Origin of the sequence: Rhodopseudomonas sp. BR0M22 (genome assembly GCF_010907035.1) — a bacterium.
GTDB lineage: Bacteria > Pseudomonadota > Alphaproteobacteria > Rhizobiales > Xanthobacteraceae > Rhodopseudomonas.
The window spans coordinates 21,540-42,818 of the sequence record NZ_QUMK01000020.1 but is presented as its reverse complement, the minus strand read 5'-3'; the positions used below and the strand labels follow the sequence as shown (position 1 = coordinate 42,818).

General features: G+C 63.2%; 12 protein-coding genes. 3 read left to right on the top strand and 9 right to left on the bottom strand.

Annotation, left to right across the window (positions count from 1 at the left end):
• The first annotated feature begins 67 nt into the window (after positions 1-67).
• The gene (locus tag DY468_RS08715) at positions 68-1,687 is read left to right on the top strand and encodes an RNA-directed DNA polymerase (protein ID WP_164604312.1); all 1,620 of its coding nucleotides are present in this window, start codon (positions 68-70) and stop codon (positions 1,685-1,687) included.
• Positions 1,688-2,235: 548 nt separating this feature from the next.
• Complete coding sequence (locus tag DY468_RS08710) at positions 2,236-2,709, top strand: GNAT family N-acetyltransferase (protein WP_164604301.1); 474 nt, start codon at positions 2,236-2,238, stop codon at positions 2,707-2,709.
• Between the two features lie 78 nt (positions 2,710-2,787).
• Here the strand turns inward: DY468_RS08710 and DY468_RS08705 are convergent, their stop codons facing one another.
• On the bottom strand, positions 2,788-3,996 hold the full coding sequence (locus tag DY468_RS08705; RefSeq protein ID WP_164604298.1) for an MFS transporter: 1,209 nt from the start codon (positions 3,994-3,996) through the stop codon (positions 2,788-2,790).
• 130 nt (positions 3,997-4,126) lie between these two features.
• Positions 4,127-4,555 (bottom strand): VOC family protein, encoded by a 429-nt coding sequence (locus DY468_RS08700; protein WP_164604295.1) that lies wholly within the window; start codon positions 4,553-4,555, stop codon positions 4,127-4,129.
• 128 nt (positions 4,556-4,683) lie between these two features.
• On the opposite strand from DY468_RS08700, the gene DY468_RS08695 reads away from it, so the two are divergent.
• Positions 4,684-5,136 carry a MarR family winged helix-turn-helix transcriptional regulator gene (locus tag DY468_RS08695; RefSeq protein ID WP_164604292.1) on the top strand — a complete coding sequence of 151 codons (453 nt, stop codon included), beginning with the start codon at positions 4,684-4,686 and terminating at the stop codon, positions 5,134-5,136.
• A gap of 106 nt (positions 5,137-5,242) precedes the next feature.
• On the opposite strand, the gene DY468_RS08690 is transcribed toward DY468_RS08695, so the two are convergent.
• The 7 genes from DY468_RS08690 to rplL form a co-directional block, all read right to left on the bottom strand.
• A complete protein-coding gene (locus DY468_RS08690) occupies positions 5,243-7,393 on the bottom strand; it encodes an ABC transporter ATP-binding protein (RefSeq protein ID WP_164604290.1) in 2,151 nt (716 codons plus the stop codon).
• Positions 7,394-7,513: 120 nt separating this feature from the next.
• Positions 7,514-9,577 carry an FAD-dependent oxidoreductase gene (locus DY468_RS08685; RefSeq protein ID WP_164604288.1) on the bottom strand — a complete coding sequence of 688 codons (2,064 nt, stop codon included), beginning with the start codon at positions 9,575-9,577 and terminating at the stop codon, positions 7,514-7,516.
• A gap of 284 nt (positions 9,578-9,861) precedes the next feature.
• A complete protein-coding gene (locus DY468_RS08680; RefSeq protein WP_164604286.1) occupies positions 9,862-10,431 on the bottom strand; it encodes an N-acyl amino acid synthase FeeM domain-containing protein in 570 nt (189 codons plus the stop codon).
• 256 nt (positions 10,432-10,687) lie between these two features.
• A complete protein-coding gene (locus DY468_RS08675; RefSeq protein WP_164604284.1) occupies positions 10,688-11,767 on the bottom strand; it encodes a helix-turn-helix transcriptional regulator in 1,080 nt (359 codons plus the stop codon).
• 198 nt (positions 11,768-11,965) lie between these two features.
• Positions 11,966-16,168: a DNA-directed RNA polymerase subunit beta' gene (gene rpoC, locus DY468_RS08670; protein WP_164604282.1), complete on the bottom strand. Its 4,203-nt coding sequence runs from the start codon at positions 16,166-16,168 to the stop codon at positions 11,966-11,968.
• Between the two features lie 141 nt (positions 16,169-16,309).
• Positions 16,310-20,434 (bottom strand): DNA-directed RNA polymerase subunit beta, encoded by a 4,125-nt coding sequence (rpoB, locus tag DY468_RS08665; RefSeq protein ID WP_164604280.1) that lies wholly within the window; start codon positions 20,432-20,434, stop codon positions 16,310-16,312.
• Between the two features lie 465 nt (positions 20,435-20,899).
• On the bottom strand, positions 20,900-21,277 hold the full coding sequence (rplL, locus tag DY468_RS08660) for a 50S ribosomal protein L7/L12 (protein WP_107345091.1): 378 nt from the start codon (positions 21,275-21,277) through the stop codon (positions 20,900-20,902).
• Between the last annotated feature and the right edge of the window lie 2 nt (positions 21,278-21,279).

The following is a 21,279-nucleotide window of genomic DNA, read 5'->3' as shown; positions in this document are numbered from 1 at the left end:
CATCGCCAACTAGGGGTTGAATTGCAACCAGCAGAGCCGCATCCTGCCCGGATACGGAGCGGTCAGCATGTCAGATAAGATACCTTTCGGCCTAGACGGGGCGGTTATGGCCAAGATCGATTGGCAACTCGCGCTCACGCGGATTATTCACGACCTTCGATCCGACTTCATCTACGCTCCCCACATCGGCTTCATCTATGCAAAGGCAGGCGATGAACTCATTTTGGAGGTGAAGGCGGCGTTATCCAAGGGCGCATACAGCCCGGGCCTGCCTGTCACGATCGAAGTCCCAAAGTCCTTTCGCATACAGGTCGCTGCGCATCCTGTACGACTGGGGCCTAGCTTTTCACGACCAGGAAGCATTCTTCTCCCCCACGATCGATTACTTTATCAGATTCTGGCAGACCAAGCGGCCCCTATCGTTGAGAAGAAGACTGACCACTCACGCTCGTTTAGTCACCAACTTGCGGCGCTGGACAGCCCGGCGATGTTCACACCTACCAGGACCTGCTGGAGTGCGCTGCAGAGCGCCCTAGTGAAGCATTCGCAGGAGCAGGGCATCAAATATATACTCAAGATCGATGTTGCCAACTACTTCGGCTCCATGAATCTTCACACGTTGATCAACGTGCTAAACGACTCTGGATATCCGAGCGAGCTGCTGACTCGACTCGAAACGCTCTTAACCAGCTACACAAGCAACCGTTCTTCGCGTGGAATACTTCAGGGAATGTTTCCATCAGACCTCTTCGGAAATTTCTACATGGAGCCAATCGATCGTTTCTTAAAAGATAATGATGTGTTGGCAGCTCGTTACGTCGACGATCTGTACGTTTTTATCGAGAGCGTCGAAGCTGCTGAGACCTTGCTGCGACAGCTCATCCCCCGTCTGCGCAGCTACGATCTTGTTCTGAATGAAGCGAAGTGCAAGATCATTCCAAAAAATCAGCTTCATTCAGAGGAGCCGGATCTGCAGGAGCTGTTCGACGAAGCGGTCGAAGAGATCCGGGAACAACTCAACGATGAGGACTTCGACGCCGACTACGGATTTCAGTCCGAATGGGACGATGACGACGAAGAGGAAGACGACCAAGAAGAGGACGAACTTAGTCTGGAGGCAACGAAGCAGCTCTTCGATTCCATCGGAATTTATCTCGGGCAAGAGGAGAACATTGAGCGGTTCTGCCTACCATTGCTTGCGAAAGCTGAATCAGACCACGCACTTCAACATGTGCTGGAGTCATTCAAGAAGCGCCCATCAATGGCCCAGATATATGCATCTTACGTTGCCAAATTCCTGAAATGTGAGAGCGTTCTGAATTCGCTCTTGGCCCTGCTAGTGGACTCGGAGCTGACCGACTGGCAGAAAATGTGGATTCTTGCTGCGCTCTCTCAAGCGGACGAGCACAACGATACGTCCGTTAAGATCGCGCTTGACATCCTTCAGGACGCCAATCGTCACGAGACGCTCCGGGCAGTCGCGGCGATATTCGTCGGACGTTATGGAGATCATTCCCGAAGGATCACTTTACAAGGCATTTACACTACGTCCTCCCCCTACATTCAGAGCGCCATCTATTTCTCTTCGCGCAAATGGCCGAAGGTTGAGAAGCAAAATGCAAAGACCAATTGGGGGAGCCACACGCCATTAAATAGGCTTTTAACGATCGCAATTAGCAAGAAGTAGCACCGACACCATCTCGTCGTCGATTTTGAACAAAGAGAGAATTATTTGGTCTCAAGATATTGGACCGGCAGGCCGCCAAATCGAGCATATGGGAGCGCATGATGAGAACGTCCGCTTAGAGTCACAAGCAGCCGCCCCATTCTCACGCAAGCAAGGCCGCTAGCCTGCTTCAATCTCAAAGCGGTCGAACAACTAGCGTTACGCAGATTGCGCCCCGGTCGGACGACCTTCTGCTATCCAACAGCCCGCCGCCTCGCGCCCGCACTCGGAAGCAGCGCCATCAAGGCTTGCAGCGGCGAACCTGGGTCGCCGGACCACACCAGATGCCTCCGGTTCTTGCGCAGCTTGGCCGATAGCGCATGGCGATCCACCGCCGAGCCCAAAGCGGCTTGATCGAAGACGCCCGCGGCACGATCGCGCCGGATCCCGCCGCCACGCAGAGGACCGCCCCTGAAAAAACAGAACTCAACGAATGTAAGAATGCGTGAATGGAAATCCGGGTCACTGAACACTAGGCTGGCCTGCCAAATAGCAGGCTTCAGTTTGTCATGAGCGATCCATTTATCGAGAACTTGGTCGATAGGCCCGATTTGGTAACTACAATTGCCGCGCTTCAATTTGCGCACTGGGGCGCGCTAACCGGCCACGACACTGAGCTCGATTACGAGAACTTCCTGAAGAAAGCAGCCCGATCAACTCGACTGCCATCAGTTTTGGTCGCCAGGCGCGGCCCAATTTACATGGGCTCAGTCAATTTGCTAGCGAGTGAAATGACGATACGCCCCGAGCTTTCACCGTGGATGGCTCAGCTTTTCGTGGTCGAATCGGCGCGAGGGCACGGGATCGGGATCAGGCTGATCCGTGCACTGACGACGCGTGCTGTTGAATTAGGATTTCGCCGCGTCCATCTCTTCACGTCTGGCACGTTGCCAACATACTACGCTGCGCTAGGGTGGAAACCAATCGAGGAAGTCGAATACCTCGGACGCATGCGCACAGTTATGGCAATCGAACTACCCTGAGGGAAGAACAGGCGTCTGGCGCGGCTTACCCGTCGTAACATCCCCATTTGCACCACCCGCGGGGAGGCCTCGCCCCTCCTACGCCACCGCCAATGCCACCCGCCGCGGCGGGAACGGTCGGAACGTCGCCAGGATCAGCATCGCGGCGAGCCCCATGCCGCAGGAGGCGACGTACATCGGCGCGTAGCTGCCATAGGCATCGTAGATCAGCCCGCCCAGCACCGGGCCGGTGGACATGCCGAGGCTGCCCGCCATCGCGGTGCCGCCGACGATCGTGCCCATCATCCGCAGCGGAAAGTTCTCGCGGATGATCACCGCATAGAGTGGCATGGTGCCGGCGTAGATGAAGCCGACGGCGACCGCGACGGCGTAGAAGCCGCCGAGCCCGCCGACAAAGGCGTAAGCGAGCACGCCGAGCGCCTGCGCCAAAAGGCCGATGACCAGCACGCGCTGGGCGCCGAAGCGGTCGCCGGCCAGCCCGAAGCCGATCCGGCCGAACATTCCGGACAGCCCCTCGACGCTGTAGATCGAGGTCGCCGCGATCATCGGGATGCCGCAGGTCACCGCGTAGCTGACGGTGTGGAAGATCGGGCCGGAATGGGTCGCGCAGCAGAAGAAATTGGCCAGCATCAGCGTGACGAATTGCGGCGAGCGCACCGCCTGCCCGACTGTCATCTCGTCGTCGGCTCCGATGGGCGCCGCCTCCGCGCCGCCGGCCTCCAGCGCCGGCGGCCGCCGCACCAGAAGTGCGGCCGGGATCATCGTCGCGGCGGTGATCGCAGCGATGATCAGCATCGCGCCGCGCCAGTCGTGGATCGTCACCAGCCACGCCGCCAGCGGCGCCATCGTCAACGGCGCCATCCCCATCCCGGCGGAGACCAGCGACACGGCGAGGCCGCGCCCGGTATCGAACCAGCTGGTGACGCAGGCCATCATCGGAGCGAACACCGCGGCTGTCGCAGCGCCGACCAGCGCGCCGAACAGCAGTTGGAATTCGATCAACGACGTCGCGCGGCTGGCGAGCGCAAGACTGATGGCCAGCACCACCGATCCGGTGAGCACGACGGGGCGCGGGCCGAACCTGTCCGACAGATTGCCCCACAGCATACTGGCGGCGGCCATCGCCAGAAAACCGATCGTCATCGCGGTGGAGATGCCGGTGACCGACCAGCCGGTGTCCTGCGACATCGGCCGCAGCAGCACCGGCAGCGAGAACATCGCGCCGACAGCGACGCAGCCGAGCACGCCGCCGGCCGCCACGATCACCCACCGATAGGACTGGTTCATGGTTGCTTCCGTGTTGCGCAAGCGATGGCTGCGTGAGCCTGCCGTATGAAGCGACGAAGCCATCCAGCTCAGGCGCGAAGCTGGATGGCTTCGCTTCGCTCGCAATCACGTTGAAAGGCTCGCGCCGCTCTCAGGCCGCAGCAGGCACCGTGTTGATCATCCAGGGAATGCCGAAGCGGTCGATCAGCGTGCCGAAGCCCGGCGACCAGAACGTCTCGGCGAACGGCATCATCGGCTTGCCGCCTTCGGACAGTTGCTCGTACCAGCGCTGCGCCTGGGCCTTGTCGGGCGTGTGCAAGGTGACATCGAAGCCGTTCTTCGGCTTGTCGACGTTCGGAGCCCAGGCGGTGTCCATGTCGGCGCCCATCAGCGCCTGGTCGCCGACCTCGAGCCAGCAGTGCATCAGCCAGCTCTTGTACTTCGGATCGGTGATCGGCATCTCCGGCGGCGCGTCGCTATAGGGAAGCGCCGCGGTGATCTTCCCGCCCAGCATCTTGGCGTAGAATTCGAACGCCTCGCGGCACTGCCCCTGGAAGCTCAGGCTGGTCACGATCTTCATCCGATACTCCTCCCCGTTTCACTCGGCGCGACCGATGTCGCGCCCCGCCTGCGCGGCGACGCTTGATCCCGAGCAGTTAGGTTGATATCAACCTATATTGCTTCCCGCTTGTCAAGAGCCGTTCTCAGATGCGCCCGTCGGCCGAACCGAGTTTCCAAACCACGCTGCTGGTGCGCGACAGTTGCCTGTGCCTGCACGCCCAACGCGCCGCGCGGGCGCTGGCGCGGCGGTTCGATCTCGCGCTGAAGCCGGCCGGCCTCACCAGCGGTCAGTTCTCTTTGCTGATGTCGCTGAACCGGCCGCAGCCCGCCTCGCTCGGCAGCGTCGCCGCGCTGCTGGCGATGGACCGCACCACGCTGACGGCGAACCTCAAGCCGCTGGAGCGGCGCAATCTGCTCGAAGTTCTGACCGATCCTTCGGACCGGCGCGCGCGGCTGCTGCGGCTGACGCCTGCAGGGCGCAAGACGCTGGCCGCAGCGGTGCCGATCTGGCGCAAGCTGCACGCGGAGATCGAAGCCAACCTCGCCGATGCCGAAGGACTTCGCGCTGAGTTGAACGTGCTCGGCCGCCTAGCCGATTGAGGTGGTCTGGGCCTTCCGGATCACGCTGATATCAGCGGCGGACCAAGTCCGAGCAATCAAGCCAGGCACAAGCCGGCGTCCCGCGGGATGCCGGGCGCCCCGCGCCTCACTCGTCGTCGTCCTCATCGTCGTCGTCATCATCGTCGCCGGCGCCGTGACGCTTCTGGTCGTCCCACAGCTTGCGATACACGCCGTTCTTGGCGAGCAGTTCCTGGTGCGAGCCGCGCTCGATCGCCTGACCGCCGGAGACGACGACGATTTCGTCCATATCGACCACCGAGGTCAGACGGTGGGTCGAGAAGATCATGGTGCGGCCGCGCGCCAGCTTCATCAGCGTCTTGTTGATCGCCGCCTCTGTGGTCTGGTCGAGCGCCGAGGTCGCCTCGTCGAGCAGCAGCACCGACGGATCGCGGACGATGGCGCGGGCGATGGCGATGCGCTGGCGCTGGCCGCCGGACAGTGTGTCGCCGCGCTCGCCGACCACAGTGTCGTATTTCTCCGGCAGGCTCATGATGAAGCGGTGGATCTCCGCCTTCTTGGCCGCCTGCACCACCTCGGCATCGGTGGCGCCTTCCTTACCGAGCCGGATGTTGTCGCGGATCGACATGTTGAACAGCATGTTCTCCTGGAACACCACGGCCATGCTCCGGCGCAGCGAATCCAGCGTCACGTTGCGGATGTCGACGCCGTCGACCGAGACCCGGCCTTCGTTCGGGTCGTACAGCCGCAGCACCATGTTGAGCAGCGTGCTCTTGCCCGAACCGCTCGGGCCGACGATCGCGATGGTCTTGCCGGCCTTCAGCTTCAGGCTGAGATTGTCGATCACCGGCCGTTCGGCGCCCTCATAGGCGAACGACACCCGCTCGAACGCGATGTTGTCGACGATGCGCGGCATCTCGGCTGCGCCCTGCTTGTCGGCGATCGGGGTCTTCTCGTCGAGCAGCTCCTGCATGTGGCGCACCGCGGCGGCGGCCTGGATCGACACCGGGATGAACTGCATCAGATGGGCGATGTTGTACGACACCTCCCAGAATGCGCTTTCGAAGGTGACGAAGGTGCCGACCGTGATCTGGCCGGTGGTTGCCAGATAGGCGCCGAGAGCCAGCACCAACAGATGCAGCATCAGCACCGCGACGGTGACGCTGCGCTCGACCATCGAGGTCAGGAAGGTGGCCTGCGCCATCTTCTGCCGGGTCGCGTGATTGCGCAGCGAGAAGAAGCCGAACATCTTGCGCTGCAGGCTGAACGCCTTGACGACCGCCTGGGCGCCGACATTTTCCTGCACCAGGCCGAGCAGCCCGGCTTCCTGCACCTTCTGCTCGTAGTTCGCCTGCACCGCCTTCGGCGTCAGGATGCGCGGCCCGATCAGGGTGATCGGGAAGATCAGCAGCGCCACCACGGCGAGCTGCCAGTTCAGGAACAGCATCAGGATGATGCCGGCGATCAGCTCGAGGAACGGCAGCAGTGCGGTGTTGGCGAGGATCTCGACCACGCTTTCGAACGCCGCCATGTCGATCGAGAACCGCGACAGGATTTCGCCGCGCTTGGTGCGGGCGAAATAGCCGGCCGGCAGGCGCTGGACGTGCTCGAACAGCTTGGTGCGAACGTCGGCCACCACCGCGGCGGCGAGCCGCGCGTCCCAGCGCTCGTACCACACCGCCACGATCGAGGTGATGACGCCGGCAACGCCGAGGATCGACAGGATCTTGTAAAGCTCGCGGAAATCCTCCTCGCCGAGCGCATCGTCGATCAGGAACTTCAGGCTGAGCGGCATGATGACGTTGAACAGCGTCTCGACGACCACGCCGAACACCACGAACGCCAGCATCTTCTTGTAGTTGACGACGACCGGCCGGATGAAGCCGGCGATCGTCGCGAACGCGCCGGCGGCCTCGCGGGCGGTGAAGACGACGAGTTCCTCGTCGTCGTCATCGTCCTCCTCGTCGTCGTCGTCCTCATCCTCGTCGTCATCGTCCGCGTCTGCGGCATCTTTGCCGCCCGGCACAGGAGCCGCAGGAGTCTTGTCGGCGATGAGCTGCTTCACCGGCGGCTTGGTGGTCGGCACCACCGGAGCCGCAGTGCCGACCGGCAGCGCGAATTTCTCGTCCAGCGGAGAGACCGGGGTGGCGCCTTCGGGACCGGGAGCCGAACTCGCGGCGGCCGGACTGCCGGCACCGGAGTCGACCGGCGGCGTTGCGGCAGCCTTATCGGCCGGCGCTGGGGCCGGATTGGCAGGAGGATTGGGCTTACGCGCCATGACTCGAAAACCGTTGGGGGGCCGGACCGCACGACTACAATGAGCGGCGCCGTGACTTGGTTCAAGCCACGGCGCCGGATTTACTCAAGCGAACGGGAGCCGTCCACGACGACTTCATGCTCAGTCGTCGTCATCCTCGTCATCGACCTTGTCGAAAAACGAATAGCGAAGGCTGTCGGCGTCGCTGTACCAGTGGCCGGGGCCCTTCCCGGCCTTCACCGCGAGCTCCCACAGCACGTCGCCGCAATCGTTGCGGTTCACCGACAGGTCGAAGCCGTTGGAGAAGAACAGTTCCGACCACTCCCACCAGGTGCCGAGTTTCTTGATGCCGCGCAGCAGGTCGTAGCGGTCGATGACGCCGGCATCCATGTCGCTGGTCACCGAACCGAACACCAGACCGGTGCGGGCGACGCGGTGCAGCTCGCGGATCGCCTTGACCACGCGGTTCTCCGAGACATGGCACAGGCTGGTCTCGAACACGAAGTCGAATTCCTCGTCCGCGAACGGCAGCTCGGCGATCGAACCCAGCTTGTTGTAGGGCTTCAGTGCTTCCGGCGTCTTGCCGTGGATGAAGCGGTTGTTTTCGACGCCGTAAGCATCGACGCCGCGCTGCCGCAGTGCTCCGACCAGCTCGCCGCTGGCGGAGCCGGCGACCAGCAGCTTGTAGCCGTGCGGCGTGTCCCACACCGTCTTGATGGTCTGGATCAGATAGTCCGGATCGGTGAACTTGCTCCAGACCTCGCGATACGGGCCCTGGTTGCGATAGTTCTCGAAATAGTCGCGGTCGATCTTGTCGGAAACCGGCTTGCCGTCGGCGGCGCGAGCCCGGCGCAGCTTCATCGTCTCGGTGACGATGATGTCGGTGGCGGCGTCCGAGGAATCCAGCAGACCATTCAGCGTCGAGTCGAACAGATAGTCGCCGACGATGACGAAGCCCGGATGGTTCTTCGGCTCGGGGCGATGATTGGTCATCACGTCGCGCACCGGCAGGCCACCCGGGATGCAGTTCACCGACGACAGCCAGCGATGGGTCTTGCCTTCGAGGAAATGGCCGCGGACGTCGCCGAGCGAGGCCGGCAGCGACTTCAGCGCCAGCTCGATCAGCTCCTTGTCGGTCAGATTGGAGAACGCCAGCGCGTCCGAGCCGGCGACCAGGAAATTGAGCACGCCGTATTTGCCGACGTCGTGGCGCGAACCTTCATTGTAGACACAGCAGCCGCCGAACGCTTCCGACATGAACCAGGAGCCCGGGATCTTGTCGCCCCAGAACGGGGAATCGAACAGCAGCGAGATCCGCAAATAGTGCGCCGGGCGGTCGAAATAGGCGACGTGCTTGACCATCGCCTTGCGGAGCTGCTCGTTGCCCCAGCTCAGCGTGGCGAGCCAGTTGTGCGGCAGACACATCAGCACGAGGTCGAAGTCGCGCGTCTCCGGCCCCTTGCCGTTCATCATGTTCAGCTCATAGCGCCCGCTTTCGGTCTTGCCGACCTTGAGGACACGGTGATTGAACTGGATCTCGGCGTCGATCTCCGAGCGCAGGCACTCGATCAGTTGCTCGTTGCCGTTCTGGATCGAATACAGGCCGATATAGCCGTCGATATCCATCACGAAATTCTTGAGCGCGTTGAGGCCGTTGGTGTTGTGGCTCTCGGTGGCGATGTCGGACCGCGCCATTACCTTGAAGAAGCGCTTGGCGGTCGGGTCCTCGATCTCCTTGTCGAGCAACTGCTCACAATTGGTCCAGGCCCAGGGGTGCTCGTTGTCGTGCGCGCCGACGCCCTCGTAATACTCGGTCGGCGTGATCTGCTCGGTGCACTTTTTGCGGAACGCCAGGATCGCCTCGGCGGTCTTATCGCCGTACTTCTTGCGCATGCCGGGCACGTCGTTGAGCAGCTCGCCGTCGAGCTGCACCTGCTCGGCGTCCATCGGGATGGTCTGCAGGCCGAAATGCTGCACCAGCTCCCGCAAAGGATCCGGCCCCGTCATCGAGTAGTCGTACAGCTCGGCGACGCCGGCCTCGTACATCGCCGGCGCGGTTTCGAATTTCTGGGTGACGATCTTGCCGCCGAGCCGGTCGGAGGCTTCGAAGATGGTGACCTTGCACAGGCCCCCGAGCTTGCGTTTGAGATACCAGGCGCTCATCAGCCCGCCCGGGCCGCCACCAACGATTGCAAGATCAAACATCGTGTTCTTTCAGAAACATCGCCGCGGCATCCGCCACGCGTGCCGGTTCGCCCCGCGGCTCCCGTCCGGGCCGTGATTCTCTGAGAAAACCAGCGTGGCTTCAATGGCTTGAGGCTGATTTTGACGTCGAAACGCGCGTCCCGGTTCCGAACCGTGGATTCAACCTATAGGAAGGGCCTTTGCACCTGAAGGAAAGATGAACAGCGCCTCGATCCGGAGGTAAAACGCTGTTCCGAAACGAAAAAGCCTGACGTCGAGACGGCTGCTTGCGAGGCTCAGTCGCATCAGCGCGGCGTCGCGGCGCGGCCCTCGTGCCGGAAGAAATCGCTGGCGATGCTGGCCAGCGGCGAGTCGGCTGCGCGCAACAGGGTCATATCCAGCAGATCGTGACGCAGGATCTGCATCTCGCCGGCGAACGGGTCATGGACCACCTCGCCGGTCTGTTTCCAGCCGAACTGCGCGAACACCTCGACCATCGTGGCATGAATCGTCATCAAGGCGCAGCGCGCGCCGACCAAATGCATACTGCGATAGGCCTGAAAGAACATCGGGAGCGCCAGGGCACGGGCCTGGCGCTCGGGAATCACGGCGAACCGGGACACGACGACGGTGACGGCAAGGTCCGCCGGCTGCACGGCTTCGATCAGGGGCGCGAGGTGGGAATCGCCGAGCGCGTCGATGGCGCGCGACAGCCTGACGGTTGCGAGTTCTCGGCCCTGATGTTCGGCAACGAAAACCAGACTGCAACGATCGATTTCATCGACCACCGTCCGGTCGCCGACCTCGCCGCCGGCATGCGGCTGTCCGGCGCGGGCTGCCCGTACGTCATTGCGGAGACGGCCGACGTCCTGCAATTCGAGCTCCGACCTAACGACACGGATCGAACTGTCCGTCGTGACCATCGCCGGTTGCGGCCAGCGATCGCTCAGGAACTGGAGCCTCGGGTTGGGGGCATGCGCCCGGACCCACAAATCGGCGACAACGTCTGAGGTTCTCATGCGGATTTTCGCGCTTCTGCGTCGAAACGCAGCTTGCGACGGTAGCGGTACATCTGCATCACCCGTTTGGGTTACATCGCCCGTCCGCCCGCCCTGGCGGACTTCGTCGTCGTCACGCCCACGGCAGATGCCGGCCGGCCAGCAAGCTCACGAGCTCCTGCTGGCGCGATAGCCCGGTTTTCGCCAGCACCGCCTTCAACTGGGCGCGGACGGTTTCGCGGGAGATGCCTTGGGCAGCCGCGATGTCCTCGACCGAACGCGCCTCTCCGATGCTCCGGGCGACCCGGGCCTCGGCCGGCGTGAGGTCGAACAGCCCCTGAATGACTTCCGCATTGGGGACCGCGGAGCGATCCACGGGAGTCACGACCACCAACGATCGGCCCACCGAAAACACATCATTGGCGACGCCATGGATGGGCAACAAATGCACGATCATCGCCGGCCGGCCGATCGCCGCGGCAATGGGGATCGAACGGCTGCCAGCTCCTGGCAGGCCGCGATAGCTCAAGGCCCCTTCGAGCAGCCGGTCCGCGAGCGGATCGGACAGCATCAACCGATCTCGTCGATCCTGCATTGTGCTCGGGACCAGCGCATCCAACAGGGCATTGCTGGCAACCAGCCGGCCACGGCGATCGAGCACGCCCCCGGGGAGGCCCAGCGCAAGAAGGGTATTGGCCATCGATCTGGCCTGCTCCAACCCGAGCCGCGCTGCCAGCAGCGCGCCGCGCGCAAGATGCGGACGGATCCGGTCGAACGCCTGCACGACTTCGGTCGGCACCGGCCCTTTGCTGTAGGCGCGCTCGAACGAAAAGACGATCGAGTCACCGGACGGCGTATCGAGCATCGTGCCGACGGCCCAACCAATGCCTTTGCGCCGATAGAACGCGTAAACCGGATCGTTGGCTAACTCCTCAGCCGTGAAGACATCACTGTCGCGGACAAATCCGGGATGATTGCCTGCCGACAGCCGGACCGGCCGCGGATTGATCGCGGCCCAGCCATCGTTGAGAAACTCAAGGAAGAGGTCGCGGATGCCGGACGAGGTCGTCCATGACATGTCTTTCCGCGCGAAGGTGAACAACACACCGCCGTCACCCGAAACCTCCTGCGACAACGATCCAAGTACGTCCGGCCACTTCTCCGGAACGACAGCGGCTTCGTAAATCCCGTCGATGTACTGCAGAAGGTCCAACGCCTGGGCTCCGGGCAATCACCGAGAGTATCGCGAATAAACTGTATTCTGAAACCTAGAGTAGTTTCCCGGCGGATGGAATCGGAACTTGAAGCCCTCGACGCCCTCGCGCCGTCGCGCGCCGGCCGAGGAGCCTCCAAACGCAAGAAAGGCCGGGATCGCTCCCGGCCTTTCGATTTTACGAGTACTCCGCAGCGGTTATTCCGCCGGCGGCAGCGACAGCGGTTCGGCTTCCGGCGCGGCAGCCGGAACGATCGCCGCCTGCTTCTCGCGCTCGTCGAGGATCAGCCGGTCGCGCTTCATCGCCACTTCGCGGATCTTGGCCATCGAGGCGCCGGTGCCTGCCGGGATCAGCCGGCCGACGATGACGTTCTCCTTCAGGCCTTCCAGCGGATCCACCTTGCCGTTGACCGCGGCTTCGGTGAGCACCCGGGTGGTCTCCTGGAACGACGCCGCCGAGAAGAACGAGCGGGTCTGCAGCGACGCCTTGGTGATGCCGAGCAGCACAGGATTGCCGGTTGCCGGCTTCTTGCCCTCCTCGACCGCCTTGGCGTTGAGCGCGTTGAACTCGATCTTGTCGACCTGCTCGCCCGAGATCATGTCGGTCTCGCCCTGGTCGGTGATCTCGATCTTCTGCAGCATCTGGCGAACGATCACCTCGATGTGCTTGTCGTTGATCAACACGCCCTGGAGTCGATAGACCTCCTGGATTTCGTTGACGAGATAGGCCGCGAGTTCCTCGATGCCCTTGATCGCCAGGATGTCGTGCGGTGCCGGATTGCCCTCGACGATGAAGTCGCCCTTTTCGACGACGTCGCCGTCCTGCAAGTGGATGTGCTTGCCCTTCGGGATCAGGTACTCGCGCGCCTCTTCGTTCTTGTCGAGCGGCTCGATCGAGAGCCGGCGTTTGTTCTTGTAGTCGCGACCGAACCGGATGGTGCCGGCGATCTCGGCGATGATCGCCGCATCCTTCGGCCGCCGTGCCTCGAACAGCTCCGCCACCCGCGGCAGACCGCCGGTGATGTCGCGGGTCTTGGCGCTCTCGGTCGAGATACGCGCGAGGATGTCGCCGGGCTTGACCTGGGCGCCGACGTCGACCGACAGAATGGCGTCGACCGACAGCATGTAACGGGCGTCACCGCCGCGCGCCAGCTTCAGCACCTTGCCGTCCTTGCCCTTGATCACGATCGCCGGACGCAGGTCCGCGCCGCCGCGGGTCGAGCGCCAGTCGATGACGATACGCTTGGCGATACCGGTCGACTCGTCGAGCGTTTCGGAGATCGACTGATCCTCGATCAGATCCTCGAACCCGATCTCGCCCTCGACCTCGGTCAAGATCGGCCGGGTGTACGGGTCCCACTCGGCGATGCGCTGACCGCGCTTGACCATATCGCCCTCGTCGACGTGCACGCGCGCGCCGTACTGGATACGATGGGTCGCACGCTCGGTGCCGTCCGGATCGACGATCGCGATCACCATGTTGCGGACCATTGCAACATTGTGGCCTTCGCCGTTGCGGGCGATGGCGCGGTTCTTGATCACGATCTTGCCGTCGAAGTTCGACTCGATCACCGACTGCTCGTTGATCTGCGCCGCACCGCCGATGTGGAAGGTGCGCATCGTGAGCTGGGTGCCCGGCTCGCCGATCGACTGCGCCGCGATCACGCCGACCGCTTCGCCGTGGTTGACCGGGGTGCCGCGAGCGAGATCGCGCCCGTAGCACTTGCCGCAGATGCCGTTGACCAGCTCGCAGGTCAGCGCCGAGCGGATCTTCACTTCCTGCACGCCGGCCTGATGGATCGCCTCGACGTCCCGCTCCTCCATCAGATCACCGCGCTTGACGATGATCTCGTTGGTGGCCGGGTCGCGCACGTCCTCGCCCGCGGTGCGGCCGAGGATACGGCTGCCCAGCGAAGCGACCACGGTGCCGGCGTCGACGATCGCCCGCATCTTGATGCCGAGCGAGGTGCCGCAGTCGGCCTGCGTGATGATGCAGTCCTGCGCCACGTCGACCAGACGCCGGGTCAGATAACCCGAGTTCGCGGTCTTCAGCGCGGTGTCGGCCAGACCCTTACGGGCGCCGTGGGTCGAGTTGAAGTACTCGAGAACCGACAGACCTTCCTTGAAGTTGGAGATGATCGGCGTCTCGATGATCTCACCCGACGGCTTGGCCATCAGGCCGCGCATACCGGCGAGCTGACGCATCTGCGCGGGCGAACCACGCGCACCGGAGTGGGCCATCATGTAGATCGAGTTGACCTGCTGTTCGGAGCCGTCCTTCGCCTTCCGAACCGCGGAGATCTCCTTCATCATCTCCTTGGCGATCTCTTCGGTGGCCTTCGACCAGGCGTCGACCACCTTGTTGTACTTCTCGCCGTGAGTGATCAGACCGTCGTTGTATTGCTGCTCGAAGTCCTTCGCCAGCGTCCGGGTCGTATCGACGATCTTCCACTTCGAACCCGGCACGACCATGTCGTCCTTGCCGAACGAGATGCCGGCCTTGAACGCGTTGAAGAAGCCGAGCGCCATGATCCGGTCGCAGAAGATCACCGTCTCCTTCTGACCGCAGTGGCGATAGACCTGGTCGATGACGCCGGAGATCTCGCGCTTGGTCATCAGCTTGTTGATGACGTCGAACGGCAGCTTCGGCGACTTCGGCAGGACCTGGCCGAGCAGGATGCGGCCCGGCGTGGTCTCGATCAGGCGAACGGTTTCCTTGCCGTCCTCACCCACCCAGTGCCAGCGATACTTGATCTTGGTGTGGAGGTGGATGACCTTCGAGTACAGCGCGTGCTCGAGCTCGGCGAGGTCGGCGAACACCTTGCCCTCGCCCGGCAAGCCTTCCCGCAGGATCGACAGGTAGTACAGGCCGAGCACGATGTCCTGCGACGGCACGATGATCGGCTGGCCGTTCGCCGGATGCAGGATGTTGTTGGTCGACATCATCAGCACGCGCGCTTCCAGCTGCGCTTCGAGCGACAGCGGAACGTGCACGGCCATCTGGTCGCCGTCGAAGTCGGCGTTGAACGCCGAGCACACCAGCGGGTGAAGCTGGATCGCCTTGCCTTCGATCAGCACCGGCTCGAACGCCTGAATGCCGAGGCGATGCAGCGTCGGGGCGCGGTTCAACAGCACCGGATGTTCGCGGATCACCTCGTCGAGGATGTCCCAAACCTCCGGCCGCTCCTTCTCGACCAGCTTCTTGGCCTGCTTGACGGTGGTCGACAGCCCCTTGGCGTCGAGCCGCGAATAGATGAACGGCTTGAACAGTTCGAGCGCCATCTTCTTCGGCAGGCCGCACTGATGCAGCTTGAGTTCGGGACCGACCACGATCACCGAACGGCCCGAATAGTCGACGCGCTTGCCGAGCAGGTTCTGACGGAACCGGCCCTGCTTGCCCTTCAGCATGTCGGCGAGCGACTTCAGCGGACGCTTGTTGGCGCCGGTGATGACGCGGCCGCGGCGGCCGTTGTCGAACAGCGCGTCCACAGCTTCCTGCAGCATGCGCTTTTCGTTGCGGATGATGATGTCCGGCGCGCGCAGCTCCATCAGCCGCTTCAAGCGGTTGTTACGGTTGATGACGCGGCGGTACAGGTCGTTGAGATCCGAGGTCGCGAACCGGCCGCCGTCGAGCGGCACCAGCGGGCGCAGATCCGGCGGGATCACCGGCACGACCGTCAGGATCATCCACTCCGGCTTGTTGCCGGAATAGCGGAACGCTTCGACGATCTTCAGCCGCTTGGCAAGCTTCTTGTGCTTGATGTCGCTATCGGTCTCGGCCATCTCGGCGCGGAGCTGCGCGTCGATCTTTTCGAGTTCGAGGCCCTTCAGCAGCTCACGGATCGCCTCGGCGCCGATCATCGCGGTGAACGAATCCTGGCCGTACTGATCCTGGGCGCGCAGGTACTCCTCCTCCGACAGGAGCTGACGCTCCTTGAGGTCGGTGAGGCCCGGCTCCAGCACCACGTAGTATTCGAAGTACAGGATGCGCTCGAGGTCCTTCAGCGTCATGTCGAGCAACTGTCCGATGCGCGACGGCAAGGACTTGAGGAACCAGATGTGCGCGACCGGCGCGGCCAGCTCGATGTGGCCCATGCGCTCGCGACGGACGCGCGACAGAGTCACTTCGACCGAGCACTTCTCGCAGATGATGCCCTTGTACTTCATCCGCTTGTACTTGCCGCACAAGCACTCGTAGTCCTTGATCGGCCCGAAGATGCGGGCGCAGAACAAGCCGTCGCGCTCGGGCTTGAAGGTACGGTAGTTGATCGTCTCCGGCTTCTTGATCTCGCCGTAAGACCACGACAGAATCTTCTCCGGCGACGCGATCGAGATCCGGATCTGGTCGAAGACCTGAGCCGGCGTCGTCGGATTGAAAAGATTCATAATTTCCTGGTTCATCGCCATCTCCTCGCGTGCCGGTCGTCACCGGCCGCAAAATCGGAATTCCAGAGGCCCTCCCCGTCGCGCGCGTGACGCCGGCGCGGCGGGGACACCCGGCGGCCGGCGCAAAGCGCACGCCGCCGGGCTTCACGCATTGAGTTACTCGGCAGCCTCGGCCGGAGGCGGCGCCGCCAGCTTGGAGTTGTGCAGGTCGACGTTGAGGCCGAGCGAGCGCATTTCCTTGACGAGCACGTTGAACGACTCCGGAATACCGGCTTCGAACGTGTCGTCGCCGCGCACGATCGCCTCGTACACCTTGGTGCGGCCGGCGACGTCGTCCGACTTCACCGTGAGCATTTCCTGCAGCGTGTAGGCCGCGCCGTAAGCCTCGAGCGCCCACACCTCCATTTCGCCGAAGCGCTGGCCGCCGAACTGCGCCTTACCGCCCAGCGGCTGCTGGGTGACGAGCGAGTACGGACCGATCGACCGGGCGTGGATCTTGTCGTCCACGAGGTGATGCAGCTTCAGCATGTAGATGTAGCCGACGGTGACGCGACGATCGAACTGATCGCCGGTGCGGCCGTCGTACACGGTCGACTGACCCGAAGCGTCGAAGCCCGCGAGCTTCAGCATCTCTTCGATGTCGGTCTCTTTGGCGCCGTCGAACACCGGGGTCGCAATCGGCACGCCGTGGCTGAGATTGCGGCCGAGTTCGAGCAGCTCACCATCGTCGAGCGACTTGATGGTCTCGTCCTCGCCGTAGATCTTGCGCAGGGTCTCGCGCAGCGGCGCGAGATCCTGGCTCTGGTAATAGGTGTCGATCGTCTCGCCGATGCGCTTGCCGAGACCGGCGCACGCCCAGCCGAGATGCGTCTCGAGGATCTGACCGACGTTCATGCGGCTCGGCACGCCGAGCGGGTTAAGCACGATGTCGGCGTGAGTGCCGTCCTCCAGGAACGGCATGTCCTCGATCGGCACGATCTTCGAGACCACGCCCTTGTTGCCGTGGCGGCCGGCCATCTTGTCGCCCGGCTGGATCTTGCGCTTCACCGCGACGAAGACCTTGACCATCTTCATCACGCCGGGCGGCAGTTCGTCGCCGCGCTGCAGCTTCTCGACCTTGTCGAGGAAGCGCTGTTCGAGGCCCTTCTTCGACTCGTCGTACTGCTTTCGCATGGCCTCGATTTCGGCCATCAGCTTGTCGTTAGGCGCGGCGAACAGCCACCACTGCGACTTCGGGTACTCCTCGAGCACCGCGCGGGTGATCTTGGTGTCCTTCTTGAAGCCCTTCGGACCGGCGATGCCCTGACGGCCGTCGAGCAGGTCGGCGAGACGGCCGTAGACGTTACGGTCGAGAATCGCCTGCTCGTCGTCGCGGTCCTTGGCGAGGCGTTCGATCTCTTCCCGCTCGATCGCCAGCGCACGCTCGTCCTTGTCGACGCCGTGACGGTTGAACACGCGGACTTCGACGATGGTGCCCTGCACGCCCGGCGGCACCCGCAAGCTGGTGTCGCGAACGTCCGAGGCCTTTTCACCGAAGATCGCGCGCAGCAGCTTTTCTTCCGGCGTCATCGGGCTTTCGCCCTTCGGCGTGATCTTGCCGACCAGGATGTCGCCGGCGCGGACTTCGGCGCCGATGTAGACGATGCCGGCTTCGTCGAGGTTCTTCAGCGCTTCTTCCGACACGTTCGGAATGTCACGCGTGATTTCCTCAGGACCCAGCTTGGTGTCGCGGGCCATCACTTCGAACTCTTCGATGTGGATCGAAGTGAAGACGTCTTCCTTCACGATCCGCTCGGAGAGCAGGATCGAGTCTTCGAAGTTGTAGCCGTTCCACGGCATGAACGCGACGAGCACGTTGCGGCCGAGCGCGAGCTCACCGAGATCGGTCGACGGACCGTCGGCGATGATGTCGCCCTTCTTGACGTGGTCGCCGACCTTCACCAGCGGACGCTGGTTGATGCAGGTCGACTGGTTCGAGCGCTGGTACTTCATCAGCCGGTAGATATCGACGCCCGACTTGGTCGGATCGAGATCTTCGGTGGCGCGGATCACGACGCGGGTGGCGTCGATCTGGTCGATGATGCCGGTGCGGCGCGCGGCGATCGCCGCGCCCGAGTCACGGGCGACCACGCCTTCCATGCCGGTGCCGACGAACGGCGCCTCGGCGCGAACCAGCGGCACCGCCTGGCGCTGCATGTTCGAGCCCATCAGCGCGCGGTTGGCGTCGTCGTTCTCGAGGAACGGGATCAGCGCCGCGGCGACCGAAACCAGCTGCTTCGGCGACACGTCCATGTAGTCGACCTGATCGGCCGGCATCGGCACGACGTCGCGGGTGCCGCCGGCGCGGCAAACCACCAGATCGTCGGTGAAGCGGCCCTTGGCGTCGAGCGCCACATTGGCCTGCGCCACCGCGTAGCGGCCCTCTTCCATCGCCGACAGATACACCACCTCGTCGGTGACGCAGCCTTCCTTGACCTTACGGTACGGAGTCTCGACGAAGCCGTATTTGTTGACGCGGGCGAACGTCGCCAGCGAGTTGATCAGACCGATGTTCGGACCTTCCGGCGTCTCGATCGGGCAGATCCGGCCGTAGTGGGTCGGATGCACGTCGCGGACTTCGAAGCCGGCGCGCTCGCGGGTCAGACCGCCCGGGCCGAGCGCCGACAGGCGCCGCTTGTGGGTGATCTCCGACAGCGGGTTGGTCTGGTCCATGAACTGCGAGAGCTGCGACGAACCGAAGAACTCGCGCACCGCCGCCGCCGCCGGCTTGGCGTTGATCAGGTCCTGCGGCATCACGGTGTCGATGTCGACCGAGCTCATCCGCTCCTTGATGGCGCGCTCCATGCGGAGCAGGCCGATGCGGTACTGGTTCTCCATCAATTCGCCGACCGAACGCACCCGGCGGTTGCCGAGGTGGTCGATGTCGTCGATCTCGCCCTTGCCGTCCCGCAGGCCGACCAGGGTCTTGATCACCGACAGAATGTCTTCCTTGCGCAGCGTGCGATGGGTGTCCGGCGCATCGAGGTCGAGGCGCATGTTCATCTTGACGCGGCCGACCGCAGACAGGTCGTAGCGCTCGGCGTCGAAGAACAGCGACTGGAACATGTTCTGGGCGGATTCCAGCGTCGGCGGCTCGCCCGGACGCATCACCCGGTAGATGTCGAACAGCGCGTCTTCACGCGTCATGTTCTTGTCGGCGTTCAGCGTGTTGCGGATGTAGGGGCCGACATTGACGTGGTCGATGTCGAGCAGCGGGAGCTCCTTGTAGCCCTCTTCGTTGAGCATCTTCAGCGTCTTGTCGGTGATCTCCTCACCGGCTTCCGCATAGATCTCGCCCGTCTTCGGGTTGACCAGGTCCTCGGCCAGATAGTTGCCGACGAGTTCCTCGTCGGACATCCGCAGCGCCTTGAGCCCCTTCTCCTGGAGCTGGCGGGCGGCGCGCACGGTCAGCTTCTTGCCGGCTTCGAGCACGACCTTGCCGGTGTCGGCGTCGATCAGGTCGTTGACGGTCGAGTAGCCGCGGAACCGGTTGACGTCGAACGGAACGCGCCAGCCTTCCTTGGTCCGCTTGTAGAGGATCTTGTTGTAGAAGGTCGACAGGATCTCTTCGCCGTCGAGGCCGAGGGCGAACATCAGCGACGTCACCGGCAGCTTGCGGCGACGGTCGATACGCGCATAGACGATGTCCTTGGCGTCGAACTCGATGTCGAGCCAGGAGCCGCGATACGGGATGATGCGGGCGGCGAACAGCAGCTTGCCCGACGAGTGGGTCTTGCCCTTGTCGTGGTCGAAGAACACGCCCGGCGACCGGTGCATCTGCGAGACGATGACGCGCTCGGTGCCGTTGACGATGAACGTGCCGTTCATCGTCATCAGCGGGATGTCGCCCATGTAGACATCCTGCTCCTTGATGTCCTTCACGGAGCGGGCGCCGGTTTCCTCGTCGATATCGAACACGATCAGGCGCAGCGTCACCTTCAGCGGCGCAGCATAGGTCATGCCGCGCTGGCGGCACTCGTCAACGTCGTACTTCGGCGGCTCGAATTCGTAGCGAACGAATTCGAGCATCGAGGCGTTGGAGAAGTCCGAGATCGGGAAGACCGACCGGAACACCGCCTGCAGACCCTCGTCTGGGCGTCCTCCGGGAGGTTCGGCGACCATCAGGAACTGGTCGTAGGACGCCTTCTGAACCTCGATGAGGTTCGGCATCTCCGCGACTTCCCGGATGTGACCGAAGAACTTGCGAACGCGTTTGCGACCGGTGAACGTCTGCTGCGCCATCGTGGCCTCTCGTTTCGTCGCCCGGTTGGGCGAACCTTCCGGAGCGCGAGCCGCCTCGCCCCCGGGTTGAATACCGAACATCCGAAATTCAGGAGCCAGATTTCAGGAACTAAATCCTAAGTCGGCTCGGCACTAATTCCGAACGCAAAATGACGCGCGGGGCGCTGCCGCACCCGCCCGTCGAAAACCTCGTCGTCACAGACCGAAAAAGCCCGAAATTGCCGATTCTCCTAAAGGCTGCGCGGACACGTTACCACGCCCATCGCGCCTGCGCTTTCGTGCTGCCGCACCAATATGGGACGGCAATGTGGAGATTCGAGGGGTTGCACCCCCGCCTTTCCACACATTCCTGTGACGGCTCGCCCGGGCACACCGCAGCCCGCCTCACCGTTGCCGCCCGGACCAATGGTCCGAACCGCGACCATGCCGGACCCGGGAAACCCGGGCCCGGCCAAACCGATCGACTTACTTGAGTTCGACCTTCGCGCCAGCCTTCTCGAGCTGGGCCTTGATCTTGTCGGCTTCTTCCTTGTTGACGCCTTCCTTGAGCGGCTTCGGAGCGCCTTCGACCAGATCCTTGGCTTCCTTGAGGCCCAGGCCGGTGATGGCGCGGACTTCCTTGATCACCTCGATCTTCTTGTCGCCGGCCGAGGCCAGGACAACGGTGAAGTCGGTCTTCTCTTCCGCCGGAGCGGCGGCGCCACCGGCGCCCGGAGCAGCGGCAACCGCGACGGCCGCAGCGGCCGAGACGCCCCACTTCTCTTCGAGCATCTTGGCGAGCTCAGCGGCTTCGAGCACGGTGAGGCTCGACAGGTCGTCAACAATCTTCTGCAGATCAGCCATTG